The sequence below is a fragment of the Acinetobacter sp. YH12218 genome, from assembly GCF_013417925.1.
Taxonomy (GTDB): Bacteria; Pseudomonadota; Gammaproteobacteria; order Pseudomonadales; family Moraxellaceae; genus Acinetobacter; species Acinetobacter amyesii.
Map to the genome: position 1 here is coordinate 1 of NZ_VPDB01000022.1, position 22,777 is coordinate 22,777.

Here is a 22,777-nt window from a genome sequence, read left to right on the forward strand (position 1 = left end):
ATAATTCAAGTGAATTTGTTTGAAAGAAGAACTTTAAAAGCTTTATTTTCACCCGATAAAATACCCATAAAACAAGAGGAAGCTCAAATGAGCTTCCTCTTGTGAAAAATTGTGGGACAGCAGTGGCCAATCAGCTCCCTTTTTTAAACCTTTGATTGGGCTGTTAAGCAGTTCGAGGCACATCCTGAATACGTCGCCATGGCTGAGCTTCTTCAATTTCATATGCCAGTTCGATCAAGGTTTTTTCATCACCGACATCGGCTGAAATTTGCATACTGATCGGTAGTCCATCGTTTTGCGTTTCTCCCATAGGAATCGACATGGCTGGAGCACCAACAACATTTTGGATGGGTGTAAAAGTCACATAGTTCTGTATACGTTCAAATAACTGGTCAAACGGTAATTGAGGTGACAAATAGCCGATTTTAGGTGTGGTATGTGCAAGTACAGGTGATAGCAACACATCGTAATGCTTAAAGATTTCACGATATTGTTGCTGCATTTTTTTTAATCGATACAGAAATAACGGGGTTTTATAAAAGTTCTTTTTATACAACTTCGATAAACCAACGGTTAAGTGATCTAACTCTTTTGGATTAAAGTCAGCGCCAAAGATTTTCTTGCCAAAGGTACTCAGTAAAAAGGACAACATCCCCCAATATTCACTGAAATCTTCAACAAAGCTTAAGGAAAAAGGTAACTGAAGTTCTTCAACATGATGACCTAATTTTTCCATGAGTGCTGCGCTATGCATTAAGGTTGCAGTTGTTTCGCTATCTATTTGCCCTGTAATCGATTGCGGGACTAAGCCTATGCGTAGTCGACGTTTAGAAGGCCCATGAATCATGCCTATGCGTGGCAACTTTTTATTGTAATAACTTGACTCCATTCCTGCATAGAAATGAGCAGTATCTCGTATGCTACGGGTTAGGACACCTTCACTGATGATATTAATCGGAAGAGAGCCTGCTGCATCACTGTCATACGTACGGCTACGGCTAGGCTTTAATCCAATCAAACCGCAACATGCAGCAGGGATTCGAATCGAACCACCGCCATCATTGGCATGGGCAATTGGCACTACACCGGCTGCAACGAGAGCTGCAGAACCGCCAGAAGACGCGCCGCAGGAATAACTTAGATTCCAAGGGTTATAGGTGGCTGAGCCATCTTTATATTCGGTACTGGCATTTAGACCAAATTCAGGGAGCTTAGATTTTCCTAATACGACAAAACCTTGATCTAAGATTTGTTGGCTAATTTGAGGATTACGATCGGCTGGTTTTGAACCTATGGCCTTTGAACCATGGCGTGATGGCAATCCTTGATAATCTAGATTATCTTTAAAGAAAAAAGGGACGCCCGCAAATAGACCATGTTCAACATATTGATTTTTCTCTAAAGCACGTTGAAAACAGTCCAGTTCAATGGCATTTAGATGCGGATTGACTTGTTCCGCACGTGCAATGGCCGCTTGTGTTATTTCTTGCACGGAGGCTTCTTTAGATTTGATGAGCTGTGCAATCCCCACAGCATCCAGATCTGTGAGTACATCCGAACTAAAGGCATGTATGCGTTGACTGTGTTTTTGATCTTCCATGAACTAACCTATTTGTTTTTTGAATTTTGGTAAATATTGAATGAATTCATTGTTATCTCAACAACAAATATATGTATTTGAACAATATCTGTTTGAGCATAATAATGACAATAAAAATTGTCAAATATTCGTCTGATCTGAGGAAAGTGCAGAGATTGTACTAAGGAGGGCATCTAAAGCCTGTTGAATCTCATCCTTCCATGCAAAGGAACAATTTAAACGGATATATTGAGTTTTGGCTTCTGATACGTTAAATAAACGGCCTGGAGCAACACCGATCTGCTGTTGAATTAAGGCTTCATAGACTGCCATACTTTCAACATTCTCCGGTAATTTTAACCAAAGAAAATAACCACTTGGATGATATTGTAATTTGCATCCAGTCGGTAGGCGGCTTTCTAAATAACGGTAAAACTGTAATTTATGTTGCTGTAGACTTTTTCTTAAGACCCGTAAATGTTTTTCATAATGATAATTTGAAATAAATTCCACCAAGGCATTTTGCAATAAGGTATTGACGGAAATAGTACTCATGAGTTGTAAGTGTTGAATCGCTTGAGAGTATTTACCTGCATGCACCCAACCCACTCGAAATGCAGCACCTAACGTTTTAGAAAAAGATGAGCAGTGTAAGACCATATTATTTTGGTCAAAGTATTTCATTGAAACAGGTTTCTTGGACGCATAATGCATTTCTTCATACACATCGTCCTCAATTAAATGCACATGATATTGGTGTAAGAGCACGGCAATTTTTTGCTTGATTTCATCACTCACTGTGAAGCCCACAGGATTATGTGAATTCAGCATCAACCAACAGATCTTGACGGGATAAGTTTTTAAAATATGTTCAAACGCGGTTAAATCAAAACCGTCTTGTGGATGTTCAGGTAAGGTCACCACTTTAAGGCCTAAGCGCTCTGCAGCTTGCAAGGCGCCATAGAAAATATTTTGCTGTAACACAATATAGTCACCCGGTGAAGCTATTGCCTGTAAGGAAAGATTCAGTGCATCCATACAGCCTGAGGTAATCACAATATCCTCTGGATCTGTGGCAATGCCTTGCATGCAATAGCGCTGTGCAATTAACTTACGTAGGGCTAAATTACCAGGTGGAAGATTATCAATGGCATCGTAACTTTTGGAATTTCGGGAAATTTGCCCCATGATTTGGGTTAACTTTTTAGAAAAAACAATGTCTTGAGCTGGAAAAGCTGATCCCAAGGGAATGATTTTTTCATCTTGTATTGATTTTAAATACTTAAATACTAGTGAGTTAATTTCAACCGGTGTGTTTAAGGACACGATTTGAGTTTGTTCAGCCTCTATTTCGACTAAGCCTTGCGCCACATAGTAGCCAGATTTCTCACGTGCATAGATTAAGCCACGCGATTCTAACTCCTGATAAGCATTCATGACTGTGATTAAACTAAAGCCGGACAACTGCACTTGTTCACGCAAAGACGGGAGCTTTTCGTGCGCTTTTAAAGTGCCATTTTCAATCAGTTGACGTAGGTGCTGAGCAAGCTGTTCCGATTTATACATAGTCATCAACTAGACAAAATTCTGTTATAAATATATCAGTAAAATTAATTGTGCATTATATTTTTATAACAGATGAGTCTGTACTGTTATATGTTTTTTCAAATTCACTGTATCTAGTTTTAAGCTTGAATTTTTTATAAGGTGCATTGACCACAACACTTGTGGCGTCAAATGGTATGGAAGTTAGGGAGTTGAATATGTTTAAAGCCAGTGAATTAGAACTGTTACAACATTTACTGGTGGATGTTCCATTGACAGATTCAACGCTGCATCTGTTGCAACAACAGCATACTAATTTAGAAGCGGTACTTTTGCGCAGTCGAATTTTGCGTCAAGTACAGCAAGTGGGCTATGTCAGTATTTGTCAGGAGCATATGAATGCCAAGGCTGAAAATGCGGCTTTTTTATTTGCACCCTTTATCTTAGCGAATTTGAATCAGAAGGTGATCTACGCTGCACCGCAAAGCCCTGAAAATATTGCGATATTGAATCGTTATTATCATGCTGAGGCTAAACTTAGCGCATTTAAAGTTGATGATGTTTTATCGGGATTCAATGTCTACATTGAGCTACATAATGAACAACTATCGCCAGCAGAATACTTCTATTTTAGTTTGATCAATAGCTTATGTAATCCGAAAGTTTCCAAAATCATTTGTATTACACATCTAGATATCGACTTAGAAAAATTAAAACAGCTCGCTGAATTTTTAGATGTTGAAATCCATGTATTGGCGGATAAAGCTGAACCGATTGACTTTGATCTAAATAAAATCAATATGTTAAAGCTGCTATTTAAAGACAAAGATCAGCAATATATCGATTTATGCCAAAAATTTTCGTTTATCAATGCGAAAATTTTACAACGATTAGGTTTATATGAGTTTGACCGTGCGCAAGTCTTGGTAGAAGACATGTTTTATTCAGAACACATCTTTGAAAAAATGTCGGTCTACGGTGAATATATTCAAACGCATCTACAGCACCAAGTTAAAAAGCAAAGTCCTGCATAAGCTATTCAGATGGGAAAGTAATTTTATATCTGTGATATGATCACTTTAAAAATGCAAAAAGCTTGTAAATGTAGACTTACAAGCTTTTTTTTAAATTTAAAACCAAATTATTTGGCCTAATGATCATATTAATACTTTATGAACTGATCATGAGCGAACATGAAATGTAAGATATACATGCAATAGCGAGTTGCAATAAGCGAATAGATTATCGCTTAAGGTAGATAAGAATTATCTGCACCAACGACAAACGCTACACCAATACAGAATAAAAGCACATAGATTGAGAACCAAATAATGGCACGTTTAAAGGCCTTATCTGAAATTTCACTGTCTGCATATTTTTGCGGTTTTTTAGGCTCTTGATTGCTCATAAGATGTACTCTAAATCCCTAATGGTTATAGGTGATTATTGGGGTATATCACTTGAAAGCATAGATACAACATTCATCTAAATTTCTATAACAGTTATAGTTTAGAAGCAGCCATCCTGACTTAATCCATTAATAAACTATGATATTGGTCGGTTCTTTTTCTCAAAAAGTCCCAAACCAATTTAATGCGTGGCTCATGTTGTAAATCGACTAAGGTTAGCATCCAAAAGGTATGTACAAAACGAACATCTTGCGCCAAGACCTGTTCTAATTCGGGTTTTTCCTTGGCCAAAAACTTGGGCAATATTGCCAATCCTGCACCCGCACTCACGGCAATTTGTTGTGCCAAAATACTACTACTTCTAAAGTTTGCATTGAGCTGAATAGGTAAGCGCTCTAAACAATACAGTTCAGGGCTATAGACCAAATCATCTATATAGTTCACAAAAGTGTGTGATTTTAAATCTTCTAAGGTATGAATGGGTTGCGTGTTTTTTAAGTATTCCTTACTGCCATAAATCTTTAAACAATAGTCTGCTAGTCGAGTAATGATATAGGGCCCAGATTTCGGCCGATCAATTGAAATAACAATATCTGCTTCACGATGTGAAAGCTTGATCATTTTCGGCACTGGAATAAGGTCAATAGTCAGTAGAGGGTATTTTTTGGACAATTCTGCCAAGAGCTGTGTCAAAAATGCTGTTCCAAATCCTTCGGGTGTGCCAATTCGCACACGACCTTGCATAGGTTGGTTGGGTTTTTCGATTTGTAAAAATGCCTGTTCCATTTGTTCTACCCGAGGAACCAGTGCCAAACCTTCTAAGGTAAGCTCATAACCTGTGGCTTCACGTTTAAATAATGGCGTGCCTAAAGCCAGTTCTAGCGCATGTATACGTCGAGAAACCGTACTGTGCTCAACACCGATAATACGTGCGGTATTGGTTAGGGTTTTCGCACGAGCCAAAACCAAAAAATACTGTAAATGATCCCAATCTACTTTCATTGTTATTGTCATCCCTGTGCATATTTGCACATCAATCGTGCGTGAATCTCTATTGGTAGTCAAAATTTTCTTTGCTAGTTTGAAGTGAATTGGAAAATATAAATATAAGGCTTTTGGATATTTTCTAAGTCAGTACAAAACAATAAGTGCCTATGGAGAGGTCATGAACACAATGTCAAATATTCAGTCAGCGACGGCTAAATTATTAATTAACGGTAAATTTGTCGAGTCAAACACTACAGAGTGGCAAGACATTCTAAATCCTGCAACTCAAGAGGTTTTAGGTCGTGTACCAATGGCGACTATGGAAGAAGTGGATGCAGCGATTGCTTCAGCGCAAGAGGCGTTTAAAACTTGGCGCTTAACACCCGTTCAAGCACGTATGCGCATTATGCTGAAACTACAAGATCTGATCCGTAGCAATATGAAAGACATTGCCCGTGTACTGACGGCTGAGCAAGGAAAGACGCTAGCAGATGCCGAGGGTGATATTCAACGTGGTTTAGAAGTCGTTGAGCATGCGTGTTCGGTTGGCACACTTCAAATGGGCGAATATATAGAAGGTGTTGCACGTGGTGTGGATACCTATACCTTGCAACAACCTTTGGGTGTATGTGCAGGAATTACGCCATTTAACTTTCCTGCGATGATTCCACTGTGGATGTTCCCAATGGCCATTGTCAGTGGAAATACCTTTGTTTTAAAGCCATCTGAACAAGATCCATTATCGACTATGATGCTTGTTGAACTTGCGATTGAAGCCGGTATTCCAGCAGGCGTATTGAATGTAGTGCATGGTGGTAAGGACGTTGTTGATCGTTTATGTACACATCAAGCTATTAAGGCCATTTCATTTGTAGGCTCTACAGCCGTTGGTACACATGTATATAACCTTGCAGGACAGCATGGAAAACGTGTGCAGTCGATGATGGGGGCTAAAAACCATGTGGTGGTGATGCCAGATGCCAATAAAGAACAAACTTTAAATGCTCTCGTTGGTGCAGCATTTGGTGCGGCGGGTCAGCGTTGTATGGCTTTGTCGGTTGCTGTCATGGTTGGTGAAAGTAAAGAATGGGTCAATGAACTGATTGAAAAAGCCAAAACGCTGAAGGTCAATGCAGGGCATGAGCCGAATACCGATATTGGCCCAGTCATTTCACCTCGCGCAAAAGCACGTGTATTGGATTTAATTCAAAGCGGTGTAGAACAAGGCGCAGAACTGTTGCTGGATGGTCGTGATGTTCAAGTCATTGGCTATGAGCAAGGAAACTTTGTCGGAGCGACGATTTTTAATCAAGTTTCAACCGATATGCGCATCTATACCGAAGAGATCTTTGGACCCGTGTTAGCCATTATTCATGTCGATACTCTAGAGCAGGCGATTGAATTGATTAATGCCAATCCATTTGGCAACGGTGTTGGACTGTTTACACAAAGTGGTGCAGTCGCTCGTAAATTCCAAGGCGATATCGATATTGGTCAAGTGGGTATCAATATTCCAATTCCTGTACCTGTTCCTTTCTTTAGCTTTACAGGATCGCGTGGTTCAAAACTGGGGGACTTAGGTCCATATGGTAAGCAAGCAGTTCAGTTCTATACACAAACCAAAACCATCACCAGTCGTTGGTTTGAGGATACACAAGAAAAAGGTGAAGTGAATACCACCATTAACCTACGTTAATTTAGGAGTTCAAGGATGAATATTGCCTTTATCGGTTTAGGAAACATGGGCGGAAAAATGGCCCAAAACCTACTCAAAGCAGGTTTTACGGTTTACGGTTTCGACTTAAGCGAAATTGCGATTCAGCATTTTACTGAAGCAGGTGGCATCGTTTGCCAAAGTCCAGAAGATGCAGCGAAACAAGCAGATGTTGTGATTAGCATGTTGCCTGCTGCCAAGCATGTCAAAGAGGTGTACTTGGGAGAAAATGGTGTATTGGCGGTAATGAAAGCAGGAAGCTTATGTATCGATAGCAGTACCATTGATCCGCAAACCATTAAGGATATAGCCGAGGCGGGTGCTGCACATCAGATAAAAATCTGTGATGCACCTGTTTCAGGCGGAACTATTGGTGCTCAGGCAGGTACATTAACCTTTATGGTCGGTTCGGATGATCAAACCTTTGAAAAAACCAAAGCGGTATTGGGCCACATGGGTAAAAACATTGTGCATTGTGGTGATGTGGGTGCAGGTCAAATTGCGAAAATTTGCAATAACTTGATTCTTGGTATTTCCATGGCAGCCGTTGCTGAAGGTATGGCACTCGGTGCGCGTCTGGGAATTGATCCTCAAGCCTTAGCGGGTGTGGTGAATAGTTCGAGTGGACGTTGCTGGAGTTCGGATGTATGTAATCCATGGCCGGGTATCTCAGCAAATGCACCTGCGGGACGTGGCTATACTGATGGTTTTGCAACGCAGTTGATGTTGAAAGATTTAGGGCTGGCTGTAGAAGCCGCAGGACAAGTCAAACAGCCGATTATTTTAGGCGGACTGGTTCAGCAAATGTATCAACAGCTGTGTTTACAAGGTAATGCTCACTTAGATTTTTCAAGCATCGTGCAGCAATATTTACCTAAGGATGCTGAATAATCGCATTGAACACCAATCAGGCCTAGGGATGGCTAACAATACAAACACTCGTGTCGGAATAACAATAAATTGAGACTGAGGTAGAGAAGATGTCGAATTATCAAGATGTTTCAAAGGCATTTGACTTAAATTATGCTGCCAAAGAAATGTTATCAGGCTCTTTAGAGCAATTAAATGCATGTTATGAATGCTGCGACCGTCATGCGATTGATCAAAATAAGGTTGCACTATATTGGCAAGGCAAAGATGGGCGGAAAGAACAATATACCTTTGCAGAGCTGCAACAGTGGTCAAGCCAATTTGCCAATTTTTTAAAGTCACAGGGTGTGCAAAAAGGTGATCGTGTATCGGGTTTATTACCCCGTACAGTTGAATTACTTGTGGTGATTTTAGGGTCTTGGCGAATAGGTGCTGTATATCAACCGCTATTTACCGCCTTTGGCCCCAAAGCCATTGAACATCGTTTACACCTTGCACAAAGCAAATTGGTGATTAGCGATGTGGGTAATCGTAGTAAATTAGATGAAGTTGCACATTGTCCCCAAATCGTTACTGTTGCAGATCGATCTGGTCAAGGGATTCAACAGGGAGATTTAAACTTTTGGGATGAAGTAAACGCACAGTCTACAGCGTGCGACTTCGTCCTACAGAGCATCAATGATCCATTTCTTCTAATGTTTACTTCAGGTACTACAGGTCCTGCAAAGCCCTTAGAAGTCCCGCTTAAAGCTTTGATCGCTTTTGGTCAATATATGAAAAATGCGGTAGGGCTACGTGAAGATGATTCGTTTTGGAATATTGCCGATCCGGGTTGGGCTTATGGTTTGTATTACGGAATTACTGGGCCACTTTTACTTGGACATGCAACACTCTTTTACGAAGGTGGTTTTAGCATTGATAGTTTGTGTCAGATCGTAGATGACTACAAAGTGACGAACCTTGCAGGCGCACCGACAGCGTATCGGATGATGATGGCAGCTGATCCTGAACAAATGGCAAAACTCAAAGGTAAATTTAGAGTCGTGAGTAGTGCTGGAGAGCCGCTTAATCCTGAAGTGTTCCGCTGGTTTAAACAAGTCCTAGATGCACCGATCTTTGACCATTATGGTCAGACTGAAGTTGGTATGGTGGTGTGTAATCACCATGGTTTACAACATGATATTCGCGCAGGTGTCGCAGGTTATGCCAGTCCGGGATATCGCGTGGCGGTTGTTGATGAACAAGGGCAAGAGCTAGATGCAGGAACGCCAGGAGTACTGGCTGTTGATATCAGTCAATCACCGATGATGTGGTTTGGTGGCTATAAAGAAAGTCGTAAGTCACCCTTTGTAAAGCATTATTACCTCACGGGTGATACCGCAGAATTACACGCAGATGGCAGTATGAGCTTCGTTGGTCGTAATGATGATGTGATTACCACATCAGGTTATCGTATCGGGCCATTCGATGTTGAAAGCGCTTTACTTGAGCATGATGCAGTGATTGAAGCTGCGGTCATTGGTGTACCTGATCCGGATCGGACAGAAATTGTAAAAGCTTTTGTGATTTTAGCTGAGCATGTCACAGCGTCAGAAGAGTTAGCAGAGCAACTAGGGCAATTTGTGAAAAAGCGCTTATCTGCACATGCTTATCCACGATTGGTGGAGTTTGTTCAAGAACTGCCGAAAACCCCAAGTGGAAAAATTCAGCGTTTCTTATTAAGAAATCAAGAGATTGCGAAACAATCCACGCAGCATGCAAGTTAAATGACGTAACGATTAACCCTAAATGAATGCCGAACAATCAGGATCAAAATCAAGCTTTCATTCAGTTCTAGTCATTTTCAAACTGGATGAAAGCAATTGATTGATGTACAGGAAGATAAGATGCAATTTACCGAAGAACAATTATTAATTCAGGACATGGCACGCAGTTTCGCACAGGAACAAATTAAACCTCAAGCGGCTGAATGGGATAAAAACGGTACCTTTCCCAAAGCGGCATTAGCGCAGATGGGAGAACTGGGTTTATTGGGTATGTTGGTATCAGATGAATGGGGTGGTTCAGATACAGGTAATCTTGCCTATGTTATGGCTTTAGAAGAGATTGCCGCGGCCGATGGGGCAACCTCAACCATTATGAGTGTACATAACTCGGTAGGCTGTGTTCCTATTGCTAAATTTGGCACAGAAGAACAAAAGCAGAAATATTTAGTGCCTTTAGCACAAGGCAAAATGATCGGTGCATTTGCATTAACTGAGCCACATACGGGTTCAGATGCTGCTGCCATTAAAACTCGTGCAGTAAAAGATGGCAATGAATGGGTGATTAATGGTGCTAAGCAGTTTATTACCTCGGGACATAATGCAGGGGTCATTATTGTCTTTGCTGTGACTGACCCAAGTGCAGGGAAAAAAGGCATGAGTGCTTTTATTGTCCCAAGAGAAACACCTGGTTATGAAGTGATTCGTACTGAAGAAAAGCTTGGATTACATGCCTCAGATACCTGCCAAATTGCACTCACAGACGTGCGAGTGCATGAAAGCCTGATGTTAGGAAAAGAAGGTGAAGGTTTGAAAATCGCCTTATCAAATCTAGAAGGCGGTCGTATTGGTATAGCGGCGCAAGCGGTTGGTCTTGCACGAGCAGCATTAGAAGAAGCAACCCGATATGCCAAAGAGCGTATTACTTTTGGAAAGCCGATCTTTGAACATCAGGCAGTTGCGTTCCGATTGGCAAGTATGGCAACAGAAATAGAAGCTGCACGCCAATTGGTCTATCACGCGGCACGTTTAAAAGAAGCAGGACAACCTTGTTTAAATGAAGCGTCTATGGCCAAGCTTTTTTCGTCTGAAATGGCTGAACGTGTTTGCTCCGCAGCATTACAAGTCTTTGGTGGTTATGGTTATCTCAAAGATTTCCCGATAGAGCGTATATATCGTGATGCACGTATTTGCCAAATCTATGAAGGCACGAGTGATATCCAACGTTTAGTGATTGCCCGAAGCTTATAACGTTGTCTTTAAGACATTTAAAACGACAAGGCTTCAGACGAAGCCTACTTATAAATATTGAACAAATATAGGGATATTACATGCAATTTGAAACGATTCTACTCGAAAAGAACAATGGTGTTGGACTTATTACTTTAAATCGTCCTCAGGCCTTAAATGCGTTGAATAGCACATTAATTAAAGACCTTAATTTAGCCTTAGATGATTTAGATCGAGACCCTGCCATCGGCTGTATGGTTATTACAGGTTCAGAAAAAGCCTTCGCCGCTGGTGCAGATATTAAAGAAATGGCTGAACTGAGTTTTCCAAATATTTATTTGGATGATTTTTTTCATCTGGCAGATCGAATTGCTCAGCGCCGTAAACCTCTAATCGCAGCTGTCAGTGGTTATGCGTTAGGTGGAGGCTGTGAGTTAGCGCTCATGTGTGACTTTATTTACTGTGCCGACAATGCAAAATTCGGTTTACCAGAAGTGACATTGGGAGTAATCCCAGGGATAGGTGGGACACAGCGCTTAACGCTTGCTATAGGTAAGGCCAAAGCCATGGAAATGTGTCTGACTGCGAGACAAATGGGCGCAGTAGAAGCAGAGCAGAGTGGTTTAGTTGCTCAAGTCTTCCCTAAAGAGGAGTTGGTCGAAAAGACCTTAAAAGCTGCTGAAAAAATAGCCGAAAAATCTGTAGTCGCAACCATGATGATCAAAGAGTCAATTAACCGTGCATTTGAAGTCAGTTTGCAAGAAGGTTTACGTTTTGAACGTAGAACATTCCATTCGATTTTTGCCACTCAAGACCAAAAAGAAGGCATGCAAGCATTTGTTGAAAAGCGCCAAGCCAATTTTAAAGACAATTAAAAATAAAAAAGGATGATATGGATATGAGTACAAATAACTTAATGATTGAAGAACATGGACATTTAGGCCAAATCAGTTTAGATCGCGTGGCAAGTTTAAATGCCTTGTCTTTGGAAATGATTCAGGGAATTCAACAGCAATTAGCACTATGGGCTGATCAAACCAATATTCATGCCGTACTTATTCGCTCAAATAGTCCCAAAGCATTTTGTGCAGGTGGAGATATTCGCTATCTCTATGATAGTTACATGAATGGTAAAGAAGATCATCAAGCTTATTTTCAAGCTGAATATGAAATGCTGAATACCATTCGTGCGTATGAAAAACCCATTATAGTCATACTCGATGGCTATGTACTTGGCGGTGGATTTGGCTTAGCCCAAGCATGTCATGTGCTTGTGAGTAGCGAAAAATCTAGATTTGCCATGCCTGAAACTGCCATTGGATTTTTCCCAGATGTGGCTGCGACACACTTTTTATCACGTTTGGATGATATTGGTGTGTACATGGCAACTACGGGCGATCAAATCAGTGCAAGCGATGCGTTATATCTAGATTTGATTGACTACCATGTTCCGAGTGAGCAACTTGTTCAATTAGAAGAAGAATTAAGAAATTCCAAGCAACTAAGCAAGGAAAATATTGAACAATTGATTGCGAAATATATTACTCGACCAGCGGAAAGTGAACTTAGTCAAAATGCAGATTTAATTCGTAAGCATTTTGGTTTTGAGAGCATTGATGCCATTGAAAATAGTCTTGAAAATAGTCTTGAAAATGAACAGCATAATGATGCTCAAGTGTGGGCGCTAAAAATACGCAATACCTTGGAACAACGATCTCCAATCGCGAAAAGAATCAGTTTACAACTCCAGCATTTAGGTCGTGGTCTTTCACTGAAGCAATGCATGCAAATTGAACGACATTTACAAGACGTTTGGTTTCAACATGGCGATATTGTCGAAGGTGTGCGCGCATTAATTGTGGATAAAGACAAACAGCCAAAGTGGCAACAGTCTAGTCCGACCTTAGATAAAATAATGGAGGAAATATCTATTTAATCAGTAATTTAAAAACATTCACGGTTCAAACACTTGGGTAATATTCATATTTAATTTGTTATTCGATATGAACAAGTGACTCAGCGTAAATTAAACATATATAAGATCTAAAAATATTGATTTTCATGAAGAAAATCATCACACAAATCAAGCATCGTGAAAATGCAACATAGAAATATCTTGCAGAATAAGGAAGATAACAATGCAAAATGTACAGGGAAACACAGCTCCACCAGCTAAGTCCTCGCATCGTTTAGCGGGTATTTCCAGCATGGTGGGTACAACCATCGAATGGTATGACTTTTTTATCTATGGTGCTGCCGCAGCACTCATTTTCAATCGACTTTTCTTTCCAAATCTTGACCCATTAACTGGCGTGTTGGCAGCATTTGCCACTTATGCTGTAGGCTTTATTGGTCGACCACTTGGTGGAATCGTCTTTGGTCATTTTGGCGATAAAATCGGTCGTAAATCAATGTTATTGGTCACATTAATGTTGATGGGTATTCCAACGGTGATGATTGGGTTGTTACCGGCATTTGAAACCATTGGTTATTGGGCAACGGTCTGTTTAATTATTTTAAGATTTATACAGGGCATGGCCATGGGTGGAGAATGGGGCGGAGCAGTCCTCATGGCGGTAGAGCATGCGCCAGCGGGTAAAAAAGGCTTTTGGGGAAGTTTACCGCAAGCCAGTACAGGTGGTGGTTTATTGCTCGCTTCGGTAGCTTTAGGCTTAGTCTCAATGTTGCCTGAAGAAGCACTATTTAGCTGGGGTTGGCGTCTGCCATTTTTAGCCAGCATTATTTTACTGGCTGTAGGTTGGTATATTCGAGTGAAAGTGCCTGAGTCACCAGACTTTGAAAAAGTTAAAGCTCAAACCGAAACAATTAAAGTTCCAGCAAAACAAGTGTTTAAAAATCATCCTAAGCAGTTGATTACGATTATTTTATCTCGAGCTGCTGAAAATGCTTGGTTCTATTTAGCATCGACATTTGCTTTAGCCTATACAACCACACAGCTAAATATTCCTAGACAAGACATTTTGTTTGCAACGATTTGTGGTGCTGCGGTCATCATGGTCATTACGCCAATTTTTGGGCATTTGTCTGATAAAGTTGGGCAAAAAAACATGTTCAGATTTGGTTTATGCGTACTGGCTTTATACAGCTATCCTTTTTTTGCAATGTTAAATACCAAGGATCCTGTATTGGTTTGGACGGCCATTGTGATTGGTATTGGCGTAGTTTTTCCTTTGATGTATGCGCCGCAGTCACAGTTATTTTCACGCCAATTTCCAGCAGAAATACGTTATAGCGGTATTTCAATCTCAGTTCAATTTGCAGGCGTGCTAGGTGGTGGTTTAGCTCCATTAATCGCGACGAAATTGTTGAGTATTGGTGATGGAAGCCCCAATTTAATTATTGCCTATATTTCAGGCTTTGCAGTGATTGCGATTATTGCGTCGTCATTTTTAAAGCCGGATCAAATAGAGCAAAAAACAAAAGCATTTAGCAGTAAAGAAATTAAATCTTCATAAATCAAAAATCAGGTAAACAGTAGGCTGATTTAAATATAGAAATTAATGTGAATTAGCCATAGCAATCGTTGTTATGGCTTTTTTCTTGTCTGAGGATTGTAGCAGGACAAATAATATTGTCAGTATTGCGTAGGATCTTGGCGGCACAAAATATGTTTGATGTGTAAGAGCAACAAATCAAGTTTGTTACACAGATGAAAGATTTAAGCACCAATAAATTAAAAAATATTAAATATCAAAGTCTTAATTATACTATTTCGTATAATATATATTATGTTAAATAGAATATCCAAGACTGTGGCCTACACAACGCATCCGTTGCCACAGCTCGACATCGTGAATCTGTAAAATTATCATTCACGATGCCGAGTACGCTAATGAACATAATATACGTTATGCCGAAATCAGAATCTTATCAATTGGCGAATCTGACGTTCCTGATGTTTAAATTCAAACCCTATCATTTTTTCAACTCGCTCAGGTTATAATAATGGTCTCCCAAAATATGATTGATCTAATATGAGCACCTCCAATGACCCTTTACACGGCAAAAAACTTGCTGACATCTTGGATGAATTATTGGATTACTACGGTGGTTTTGAAGGCTTAAGCCGCAAAATTGAAATTAGATGTTTTTGCATAGATCCAAGCGTTAAATCATCACTACGATTCTTACGTACTACACCTTGGGCACATGAAAAAGTAGAAAGCTTATATTTGTATGTCTTACGCCAAAAAGCCAAACAGAAATCGTAGCTATCAAAACCCTAACCTCAACATAATATTTTATATCAAATACTAAACTACACTTATTGAATAGCCAATGATTTTGTAGACACCTTTTAATTAGTGGTGGACTGCCACCACTCTCCTGGCAAAATTTAGTCTATACACCTATGGTTTATTTAAAAACTTATTTTCTATCTTTACTAGGTTGTATGATCAAAATCATACTGGCACTCAACACTGTAAATTTGAGAATGAATCTGTACGTACAGACTCATTCTCTATCAATAAAGATATTAGAAATAGCTACATAGAGTTTATTTCTAGCTTATTCAAATTAGGCGTTACTACGGATGAACAATAATTTTTACAGCAGACTCATTATTATGAATCAATGTTTCAAAGCCTTTAGAAACAAGATCATCTAATGCAATCCGTTGGGTAATAAAAGGTTCTAGATTAATCTTACCTTGCTCAACCAAACGAATAGTTTCCTGATGGTCATTGACGTAAGCTATCGTGCCACGAATGTCTAGTTCTTTCATCACTACACTATGTACATTAATCGTGGCAGGATGGCTCCAAATAGAAACAATTACAACGACACCAGTTGGTTTCATCGCTGCGACGAGTGTATCCATAACTTTATTCACACTACTACACTCAAAAGCAACATCTACACCGCGGTCTTGAGTAATTTTCATTACTTCATTTACCACATCAACCTGAGATGGATCCAATACATAATCGGCAACACCAGCCTCTATCGCTTTTTCTTTACGTTTTGCACTCAGTTCAGTGATGATAACCGTAAGACCTTTGGCCTTTAAAATGGCTGATAAAAGTAGGCCTATTGGGCCTGCTCCACCAACCAGTGCGATATCACCAGCTTTTGCACCACTTCTGACATAGGCATGATGACCGACAGATAAAGGTTCTATCAATGCTGCTTGGTCTAAAGGAATATCATTTGAAATAGGATGTACCCAACGCCGCTGAACTGCAATTTTTTCAGAAAGACCACCACCGCGTCCGCCTAAACCAATAAAGTTCATATTTTTTGATAAATGATACTTATCATTGGGGCCAGTCGGGACATCATCCGCAATAATATAGGGTTCAACTACGACATGTTGTCCAATTTGGATATCGTCTACACCCTCACCAACTGCATAAACTACGCCTGAAAATTCATGTCCCATTGTTACAGGTGCAGATTCTCCCGAAATTGGGTGTGGGTGACCACAAGGTGGAATAAAAATAGGACCTTCCATGAATTCATGTAAATCTGTACCGCAAATACCACACCATGCAACTTGAATTCCAACTGTGCCTGGAAGTACTTTCGGTTCAGGGATATCTTCAATTCGAATATCCCCTCGGTCATAAAAACGAGCTGCTTTCATTGTGTATTCCTTATGTTGATATTAACGGTAAACCATTCCACCATCTGTCAAAATAGACTGACCTGTAATATAGTTTGCATCCTCGCTGGCTAAAAATGCAACTAATGCAGCCACGTCATCTGGTGTTTCAGCACGTCCTAAAGCAATACCATCTACATATTTTTTATACGTTTGACCAATTGGTGCACCTGTAATTTCAGAGAACCGCTGATCTATTTCGACCCACATGTCTGTACCAACAACACCCGGACAATAACTATTTACAGTAATTTCAACACTAGCATATTCTTTAGCCGCAGCTTGCGTCAATGCACGAACTGCAAATTTCGTTGCCGAATAAACACCGAGTAAAGCAAAGCCTTCATGACCTGCTATTGAGCATGCATTAATAATTTTTCCAGCCTGTTGGCGTTGTTTAAATTTATTTGCTGCGGCTTGAATCCCCCAAAGTACACCACCGACATTGATGTTCATAATTTGGTTAAATTCACTCGGCGTTACTTCTGCCAAAGCTTTGACTTGTGCAATACCTGCATTATTAATCATGATATCAAAGCCATTAAGTGTCGATTCTGCATGATTAATAGCGTCACTGATTTGTATTGGATCTGAAATATCCGCAATAAATGTGGTGGCTTTTACGCCAAAGGCTTCAACCTCTTGTTGAACAGTATTTAACTTTTCTTGATGAAGATCGACCAAGGCAATATGTACACCTTCTTGTGCTAAACGTAAGGCAATACCACGTCCAATGCCTTGTGCCGCACCCGTAATTAAAGCAACTTTGTTGTTTAAACCTCTAGGCATGTTGCGACTCCTTAAATATGGATTGCACGTTGCATCGCCGACAAGACCGACTCATGCATCGCCTCAGACAAAGTAGGATGAGGGAAAATGACCTGCGCTAAGCTTTCATCTGTAGCTTCTAGGTATTTCGCGATGGCAAACCCTTGAATGTGTTCGGTGACTTCATGTCCAACCATGTGAGCACCCAACAATTCACCTGTTTCCTGACTAAAAATGGTTTTAACAAATCCTGCGCTATCGCCCAAAGCCAATGCTTTACCATTCGCTTGTAAAGGAAACTTACCCACATTGATATTCAAGCCCGCAGCTTTCGCTTTCTGTTCTGTCAAACCAATACTGGCCACTTGCGGATGGGTAAAGATACAGCCCGGAATTTGTGTACGATCTAAAGCATGTACATGACTTAGGCCTGCAATTTTCTCCACACAAAGAATGGCTTCGTGACTGGCTTTGTGTGCCAAACACGGCGCGCCTGCAACATCGCCAATTGCATAAACGCCCACAACATTGGTTTTACACCATGAATCGACTTTGATAAAACCATTCTCAAGTTCAATGCCCAAAGCTTCTAGGCCAAGATTTTCAGCATTCGGTTTCACGCCAATTGCTGAAAGTACCTTTTCAACGCTAATGATTTGCACACCTGTGGCAGTTTCAATATGACAATGTACTTGAGCCTGATCAGTTTCTATTTTTTTTACGGTCGCTTCGGTTAAAACCCGTATACCCTGCTGTTCAAATTGCTTTTGCACATACTTGGCAACTTCAATGTCTTCGCTAGGGAGAATCTGCTTGGCAATATCAACCAAGGTGACTTGGCAGCCTAAGTCTTGGTATAGGCTTGCAAACTCACTGCCTATAGCACCCGAACCAATGACCAGTAAAGATTTTGGTAATTGTTCTGGAACTAAAGCCTCTTTATAACTCCAGACCTGATGGCCATCTACAGGAATATGAGGCAAATTGGCCGCACGTGCACCTGTTGCGACAATAATATGCGGTGCAGAAATCTGCTGTTTTTGACCATTCGCATCTGTCAGCTCTAATTGCTCTTTGGCAATAAACTGGGCTGCCGCGTTAAAAACAGTGATTTGATTTTTTTTCAATAATTGACCGATACCTTGCACGAGTTGCTCAGAAACCTGTCTGCTATGATGGACCAGTTTTTGAATATCAAAATCAATCGCGTTAAGCGTAAAGCCAAACTGCCCTGCATGTTTGAACTGCTGCGCAAGCACAGCCCCGCTCAATAATGCCTTGGTTGGAATGCATCCCCAATTAAGACATACTCCGCCTAAGTGTTGTTTTTCAACGATTGCCGTTTTTAATCCCAGTTGCGCTGCGCGAATCGCAGCGACATATCCTCCAGGACCAGCACCAATAACCACAAGATCAAATTGTGTATCTGACATGACTATTCCTCCTACACCAAAATTAATGCAGGATTTTCGACAAACTGCTTAAATGCCGATAAGAATTGAGCACCCAACGCACCATCAATGACACGATGATCACAAGACAATGTTGCGGTCACCATTTCACGAACAACAATCTCATCATTTTCAACGACAGCACGTTTCTCTGCTGCACCTAAGGCTAGAATTGCACCTTGAGGCGGGTTAATAATGGCATCAAACTGTTGAATACCAAGCATGCCTAAATTGGAAATACTGAAACTGCCCCCTTGAAACTCATCAGGTGCCAATTTTCCAGTTTTGGCACGTGTCGCCAGATCACGCATATCATTGGAAATTTGCGCCAAAGATTTACGGTTCGCTGCTTTAATAATTGGCGTGATCAGTCCATTTTCGATGGCTACAGCAACCGAAATATCAGCCTGTTCAAACTGTAAAATCTGCTGATTCTCTTCATCAAACTGAACATTAACTTGTGGAACTTTAATCAGTGCAGCAGCAGCAGCTTTAATCAGCATATCGTTAATGGACAGTTTGACTTGCGGTACAGTACTGTTAATTTGCTGACGCAAAACCTGAACCGACTCAACATTTAAGTCTATCGTTAAGCGAAAATGTGGTGCATTGCGTTTTGCCGCTTGTAGCCGTGCAGCGATTGCTTTACGCATACCATTCATAGCTACGGTGGTGAATTTTGCAGACTCTGTTGGATGCGCATACTCAGTATGTTGAGCTTGTACAGGATTTTCCCGTTGATATACAGCTTCAACATCTTCCTTACAGACTCGTCCACGTGAACCTGATGCGCGACAATCATGCAAATTAATGCCCCATTGTTTTGCCAAACGGCGGGCAACAGGTGTCGCTAGAACATAACTGTCATCTGCTTTAGATTTCGCGGCTTTCGTGCTGGCTTGATGACGTACATCTGGCCAAGAACCACCAGCAGCTTGAACTGCGGCCTGAATATCTTGAACACTGATACGGCCTTCACGTCCAGAACCCGTAATCTGAGCCAAGTTTACATTATGCTTTTCAGCCAATTTCAAGGCATGTGGCGTTGCAAAAATATCATCGCTTTGTTGGTAGCCTTGTAACGCAGCAGGAATAGAATATCCGCCCTGAGTCACCGCTTTTGATCCATTACCAACACTGTTCTGTTTAGGAGCAGCTTGTACTTTGGTTTCAACTTGAGCCACATCGACTTTTTCAGGAACCGCTGCTACCGCTTTATTTTCAGTTACAGCAGGTGTTCCCCCTAAAGACTGTGCAAATGCTTCAACTTCTGCATCGGAAACTTGAGCGTCTGCACAAATTGCAATGATTCCACCTACGACAAGGGTATCACCATCTTTAGCAATAATTTTTCGTAGCAAGCCATCGAAAGGCGCTTCTAGAACATTGACGATTTTTGTGGTTTCAATTTCACAAATTTCCTGTCCTTTACTAAATTGCGTACCTTCCTGAATCAGCCATTGGGCAATCGTGCCCTCTTCCATGGACAAACCCCATTTTGGGATTTCTAAGGTTTTAATTTCGCTCATCCTAAGCCTCCAACGTCTTACGTACAGCCTGTTCGATGCGTTCTACACTGGGTAGCCATTCTTTTTCTAATACTGGCGAAAATGGTACGGGTGAGTGTGGTGGAGTGACTAACTCGATTGGTGCTTTAAGATAATGAAAGCCTTTCTGGGCAATAAGCGCAGCCACATCATGTCCGAAACCACAACGTGCTGCTGATTCATCTACAATCACCACACGGCCTGTTGAAGCTACTGACTCTAAAATGCCATCTTCATCTAATGGTGAAATGGTTCTAGGGTCAACCACTTCAACCGAAATGCCTTCTTTTGCGAGCTTATCAGCGACTTCATTGGCACGATGCACCATCAAACTTAAGGCAATAATGGTGATATCTGTGCCTTCACGGGTGTAATTTGCGACACCAAAAGGAATAGTGTAGGACTCATCTGGCACTTCTCTCTTAATGTCGTACAACAACTTGTGTTCACAAAAGACTACTGGGTCGTCATCTCGAATGGCTTGAATCAACAACCCTTTTACATCATAGGCACTTGAAGGCACCACCACTTTTAAGCCTGGCACTGAGGCAAACACGTTATATGGCGACTGAGAATGCTGCGCTGCTGCGGAAAAACCTGCACCGATCATGCCTCGTACAACGAGTGGCGCTTTGGCTTTGCCACCAAACATGTAGCGGAATTTCGCCGCTTGGTTATACAACATGTCATAACACACACCATAAAAATCCATAAACATTAAATCTGCCACAGGTCTTAAACCTGTAGCAGCAGCACCTGCCGCCATACCAATAATCGCAGATTCTGTAATTGGCGTATCAATGACTCGTTCAGAGCCAAATTCAGTCCATAGGCCTTTGGTTACACCAAGTACTCCGCCAAAACCTTCCAGCTTATTATCATCGGTATTTTTGCCACCATGCCCACCACGAACATCTTCACCAACCACAATAACACTTGGGTCTCGGCGCATTTCTAATTCAATTGCTTCTTTAATCGCATTTCGATAACTTTTATTTGGCATTTTTCTACTATTCCTTTAGTAAGAGACGTAAACATCAGTAAGTAACTGAGAGACTTCTGGGTACTTAGCTGCGCGTGCTTTTCCAACGGCATCGTCTACATTGGCTTTAGACTGAGCGTCAATCGCATCCAGTTTGGCTTCGTCAATTTTGCCTTTGACTTTTTCACGAAATATCTTCAATGGATCTTTATGTTCTTTGACATAATCCAGTTCTTCTTTGGAACGAATAAGTCCCGGATCACCTTCAAAATGTCCATAAAAACGGTTGGTTACTGTTTCAATCACACTCGGGCCTTCACCACGGCGGGCACGTTCAATGGCTTTTTGTGCAACTTCATACACAGCAAAAAAGTCTGTTCCATCTACTTTTTCAGCGGGTAAGCCAAAACCTGCTGCTCGGCCTGCAATGTCTTTACTGCCTACGGCATAATCATGTGCAGTACCTTCACCAAAGCCGTTATTTTCAAAAACAAAAATCACAGGGAGCTTTAACACAACAGCCATATTAATGGCTTCAAAAGTTAAGCCCTGATTTGAACCGCCATCACCGGTAAAAGATAGACCAATCCCACCATTTTTGAGTGTTTTAGCACTTAAAGCTGCCCCAATAGCCAAAGGTGGACCACCACCTACAATACCGTTTGCACCGAGCATGCCTTTATCTAAATCCGCAATGTGCATTGAGCCGCCTTTACCACGACACAAACCATCATCTTTACCAAAAATTTCTAGCATCATGGCGTGAATGTCACAGCCCTTAGCAATACAATGTCCATGCCCACGGTGTGTTGATGTAATGAAGTCCTTATCTGTTAAATTTTCGCAAATCCCTACTGCAACAGCTTCTTCACCGCTATAGAGATGGATGAAACCTGGGATATCACCTGTATTGTTTTCATCGTGAAGTCGATCCTCAAATTCACGAATGTCGCGCATTCTTTTGTATGCTGCTAGCAATTGCTCTTCCGTTAATTGCATATATTTGTTCCTTATTCACTACGCTTAAAAGAAAATCCAAAATTGAATAATTGGATTTTTAAATCGTATATTTATATAAGAATATTTTTATTTAATTTCATATTAGACTAAAAAAATATAATGCATAAAAAGATGAGATAAATATTAAAAACAGAAGGTTATGAAATTAAAAATTTTTGTAAAATTTTACAATAGTTCAATCACATACAAAAACAAACCTTTAACCAACCTTTGTTTTATATGATAAGTTTTTTGCCCTGTTTTAATATTATTAATCCATTTAAATCAGTTTATTTAATATCAGGGT

General features: G+C 40.7%; 19 protein-coding genes. 9 read left to right on the plus strand and 10 right to left on the minus strand.

From position 1 onward, the window contains the following. Positions 1-163: 163 nt before the first annotated feature. The gene (locus tag FTV03_RS08095; protein WP_180040932.1) at positions 164-1,600 is read right to left on the minus strand and encodes an amidase; all 1,437 of its coding nucleotides are present in this window, start codon (positions 1,598-1,600) and stop codon (positions 164-166) included. A gap of 120 nt (positions 1,601-1,720) precedes the next feature. Continuing rightward, on the minus strand, positions 1,721-3,145 hold the full coding sequence (locus FTV03_RS08100; protein WP_180040972.1) for a PLP-dependent aminotransferase family protein: 1,425 nt from the start codon (positions 3,143-3,145) through the stop codon (positions 1,721-1,723). 197 nt (positions 3,146-3,342) lie between these two features. Between FTV03_RS08100 and FTV03_RS08105 the strand changes: the two genes are divergently transcribed. Continuing rightward, positions 3,343-4,158 carry a hypothetical protein gene (locus FTV03_RS08105; protein WP_180040934.1) on the plus strand — a complete coding sequence of 272 codons (816 nt, stop codon included), beginning with the start codon at positions 3,343-3,345 and terminating at the stop codon, positions 4,156-4,158. Between the two features lie 215 nt (positions 4,159-4,373). Here FTV03_RS08105 and FTV03_RS08110 read toward each other — a convergent pair whose 3' ends face one another. Continuing rightward, the gene (locus FTV03_RS08110) at positions 4,374-4,532 is read right to left on the minus strand and encodes a hypothetical protein (RefSeq protein WP_168379604.1); all 159 of its coding nucleotides are present in this window, start codon (positions 4,530-4,532) and stop codon (positions 4,374-4,376) included. Between the two features lie 121 nt (positions 4,533-4,653). After that, a complete protein-coding gene (locus FTV03_RS08115) occupies positions 4,654-5,535 on the minus strand; it encodes a LysR family transcriptional regulator (RefSeq protein WP_218950636.1) in 882 nt (293 codons plus the stop codon). Positions 5,536-5,698: 163 nt separating this feature from the next. On the opposite strand from FTV03_RS08115, the gene FTV03_RS08120 reads away from it, so the two are divergent. The 8 genes from FTV03_RS08120 to FTV03_RS08155 all read left to right on the plus strand — a co-directional run bounded on the left by FTV03_RS08120 (position 5,699) and on the right by FTV03_RS08155 (position 15,329). Continuing rightward, complete coding sequence (locus FTV03_RS08120; protein WP_180040937.1) at positions 5,699-7,216, plus strand: CoA-acylating methylmalonate-semialdehyde dehydrogenase; 1,518 nt, start codon at positions 5,699-5,701, stop codon at positions 7,214-7,216. A gap of 15 nt (positions 7,217-7,231) precedes the next feature. Further along, positions 7,232-8,125: a 3-hydroxyisobutyrate dehydrogenase gene (gene mmsB, locus FTV03_RS08125; RefSeq protein ID WP_180040939.1), complete on the plus strand. Its 894-nt coding sequence runs from the start codon at positions 7,232-7,234 to the stop codon at positions 8,123-8,125. An 89-nt stretch (positions 8,126-8,214) separates the two neighbouring features. Then, positions 8,215-9,870 carry an AMP-binding protein gene (locus FTV03_RS08130; protein ID WP_180040941.1) on the plus strand — a complete coding sequence of 552 codons (1,656 nt, stop codon included), beginning with the start codon at positions 8,215-8,217 and terminating at the stop codon, positions 9,868-9,870. 120 nt (positions 9,871-9,990) lie between these two features. Next, the gene (locus FTV03_RS08135) at positions 9,991-11,118 is read left to right on the plus strand and encodes an acyl-CoA dehydrogenase family protein (protein WP_180040943.1); all 1,128 of its coding nucleotides are present in this window, start codon (positions 9,991-9,993) and stop codon (positions 11,116-11,118) included. An 80-nt stretch (positions 11,119-11,198) separates the two neighbouring features. Continuing rightward, positions 11,199-11,972, plus strand: coding sequence for an enoyl-CoA hydratase (locus FTV03_RS08140; protein ID WP_180040945.1), 774 nt, complete (start codon positions 11,199-11,201; stop codon positions 11,970-11,972). Between the two features lie 23 nt (positions 11,973-11,995). Continuing rightward, positions 11,996-13,033 (plus strand): enoyl-CoA hydratase/isomerase family protein, encoded by a 1,038-nt coding sequence (locus tag FTV03_RS08145; RefSeq protein WP_180040947.1) that lies wholly within the window; start codon positions 11,996-11,998, stop codon positions 13,031-13,033. A 202-nt stretch (positions 13,034-13,235) separates the two neighbouring features. After that, positions 13,236-14,573, plus strand: a complete 1,338-nt coding sequence (locus FTV03_RS08150) for an MFS transporter (protein WP_180040950.1) — start codon at positions 13,236-13,238, stop codon at positions 14,571-14,573. A 519-nt stretch (positions 14,574-15,092) separates the two neighbouring features. Beyond that, positions 15,093-15,329, plus strand: coding sequence for a VF530 family DNA-binding protein (locus FTV03_RS08155; RefSeq protein ID WP_180040952.1), 237 nt, complete (start codon positions 15,093-15,095; stop codon positions 15,327-15,329). Positions 15,330-15,646: 317 nt separating this feature from the next. Here FTV03_RS08155 and FTV03_RS08160 read toward each other — a convergent pair whose 3' ends face one another. Genes FTV03_RS08160 through FTV03_RS08185 form a run of 6 tightly spaced genes read right to left on the minus strand, consistent with a single transcriptional unit; the run spans position 15,647 to position 22,470 of the window. Beyond that, complete coding sequence (locus FTV03_RS08160; protein ID WP_005105897.1) at positions 15,647-16,705, minus strand: 2,3-butanediol dehydrogenase; 1,059 nt, start codon at positions 16,703-16,705, stop codon at positions 15,647-15,649. 21 nt (positions 16,706-16,726) lie between these two features. Continuing rightward, a complete protein-coding gene (locus FTV03_RS08165; RefSeq protein ID WP_108619593.1) occupies positions 16,727-17,512 on the minus strand; it encodes an acetoin reductase in 786 nt (261 codons plus the stop codon). Positions 17,513-17,523: 11 nt separating this feature from the next. Next, positions 17,524-18,924: a dihydrolipoyl dehydrogenase gene (lpdA, locus tag FTV03_RS08170; RefSeq protein ID WP_104851956.1), complete on the minus strand. Its 1,401-nt coding sequence runs from the start codon at positions 18,922-18,924 to the stop codon at positions 17,524-17,526. An 11-nt stretch (positions 18,925-18,935) separates the two neighbouring features. Beyond that, positions 18,936-20,471, minus strand: coding sequence for a 2-oxo acid dehydrogenase subunit E2 (locus FTV03_RS08175; RefSeq protein ID WP_180040954.1), 1,536 nt, complete (start codon positions 20,469-20,471; stop codon positions 18,936-18,938). A 1-nt stretch (position 20,472) separates the two neighbouring features. Continuing rightward, positions 20,473-21,492, minus strand: a complete 1,020-nt coding sequence (locus tag FTV03_RS08180) for an alpha-ketoacid dehydrogenase subunit beta (RefSeq protein ID WP_180040956.1) — start codon at positions 21,490-21,492, stop codon at positions 20,473-20,475. A gap of 15 nt (positions 21,493-21,507) precedes the next feature. Next, the gene (locus FTV03_RS08185; protein ID WP_180040958.1) at positions 21,508-22,470 is read right to left on the minus strand and encodes a thiamine pyrophosphate-dependent dehydrogenase E1 component subunit alpha; all 963 of its coding nucleotides are present in this window, start codon (positions 22,468-22,470) and stop codon (positions 21,508-21,510) included. Positions 22,471-22,777 lie beyond the last annotated feature (307 nt).

Excerpts from the sequence above, each read along its gene's own strand:
- FTV03_RS08180 (WP_180040956.1), bottom strand. The coding sequence starts at position 21,492 with ATGCCAAATAAAAGTTATCGAAATGCGATTAAAGAAGCAATTGAATTA.
- FTV03_RS08145 (WP_180040947.1), top strand. The coding sequence starts at position 11,996 with ATGAGTACAAATAACTTAATGATTGAAGAACATGGACATTTAGGCCAA.
- lpdA (WP_104851956.1), bottom strand. The coding sequence starts at position 18,924 with ATGTCAGATACACAATTTGATCTTGTGGTTATTGGTGCTGGTCCTGGA.
- FTV03_RS08100 (WP_180040972.1), bottom strand. The coding sequence starts at position 3,145 with ATGTATAAATCGGAACAGCTTGCTCAGCACCTACGTCAACTGATTGAA.
- FTV03_RS08155 (WP_180040952.1), top strand. The coding sequence starts at position 15,093 with ATGAGCACCTCCAATGACCCTTTACACGGCAAAAAACTTGCTGACATC.
- FTV03_RS08105 (WP_180040934.1), top strand. The coding sequence starts at position 3,343 with ATGTTTAAAGCCAGTGAATTAGAACTGTTACAACATTTACTGGTGGAT.
- FTV03_RS08095 (WP_180040932.1), bottom strand. The coding sequence starts at position 1,600 with ATGGAAGATCAAAAACACAGTCAACGCATACATGCCTTTAGTTCGGAT.
- FTV03_RS08150 (WP_180040950.1), top strand. The coding sequence starts at position 13,236 with ATGCAAAATGTACAGGGAAACACAGCTCCACCAGCTAAGTCCTCGCAT.
- FTV03_RS08175 (WP_180040954.1), bottom strand. The coding sequence starts at position 20,471 with ATGAGCGAAATTAAAACCTTAGAAATCCCAAAATGGGGTTTGTCCATG.
- FTV03_RS08160 (WP_005105897.1), bottom strand. The coding sequence starts at position 16,705 with ATGAAAGCAGCTCGTTTTTATGACCGAGGGGATATTCGAATTGAAGAT.
- FTV03_RS08165 (WP_108619593.1), bottom strand. The coding sequence starts at position 17,512 with ATGCCTAGAGGTTTAAACAACAAAGTTGCTTTAATTACGGGTGCGGCA.
- mmsB (WP_180040939.1), top strand. The coding sequence starts at position 7,232 with ATGAATATTGCCTTTATCGGTTTAGGAAACATGGGCGGAAAAATGGCC.
- FTV03_RS08110 (WP_168379604.1), bottom strand. The coding sequence starts at position 4,532 with ATGAGCAATCAAGAGCCTAAAAAACCGCAAAAATATGCAGACAGTGAA.
- FTV03_RS08115 (WP_218950636.1), bottom strand. The coding sequence starts at position 5,535 with ATGAAAGTAGATTGGGATCATTTACAGTATTTTTTGGTTTTGGCTCGT.
- FTV03_RS08140 (WP_180040945.1), top strand. The coding sequence starts at position 11,199 with ATGCAATTTGAAACGATTCTACTCGAAAAGAACAATGGTGTTGGACTT.
- FTV03_RS08120 (WP_180040937.1), top strand. The coding sequence starts at position 5,699 with ATGAACACAATGTCAAATATTCAGTCAGCGACGGCTAAATTATTAATT.
- FTV03_RS08135 (WP_180040943.1), top strand. The coding sequence starts at position 9,991 with ATGCAATTTACCGAAGAACAATTATTAATTCAGGACATGGCACGCAGT.
- FTV03_RS08130 (WP_180040941.1), top strand. The coding sequence starts at position 8,215 with ATGTCGAATTATCAAGATGTTTCAAAGGCATTTGACTTAAATTATGCT.
- FTV03_RS08185 (WP_180040958.1), bottom strand. The coding sequence starts at position 22,470 with ATGCAATTAACGGAAGAGCAATTGCTAGCAGCATACAAAAGAATGCGC.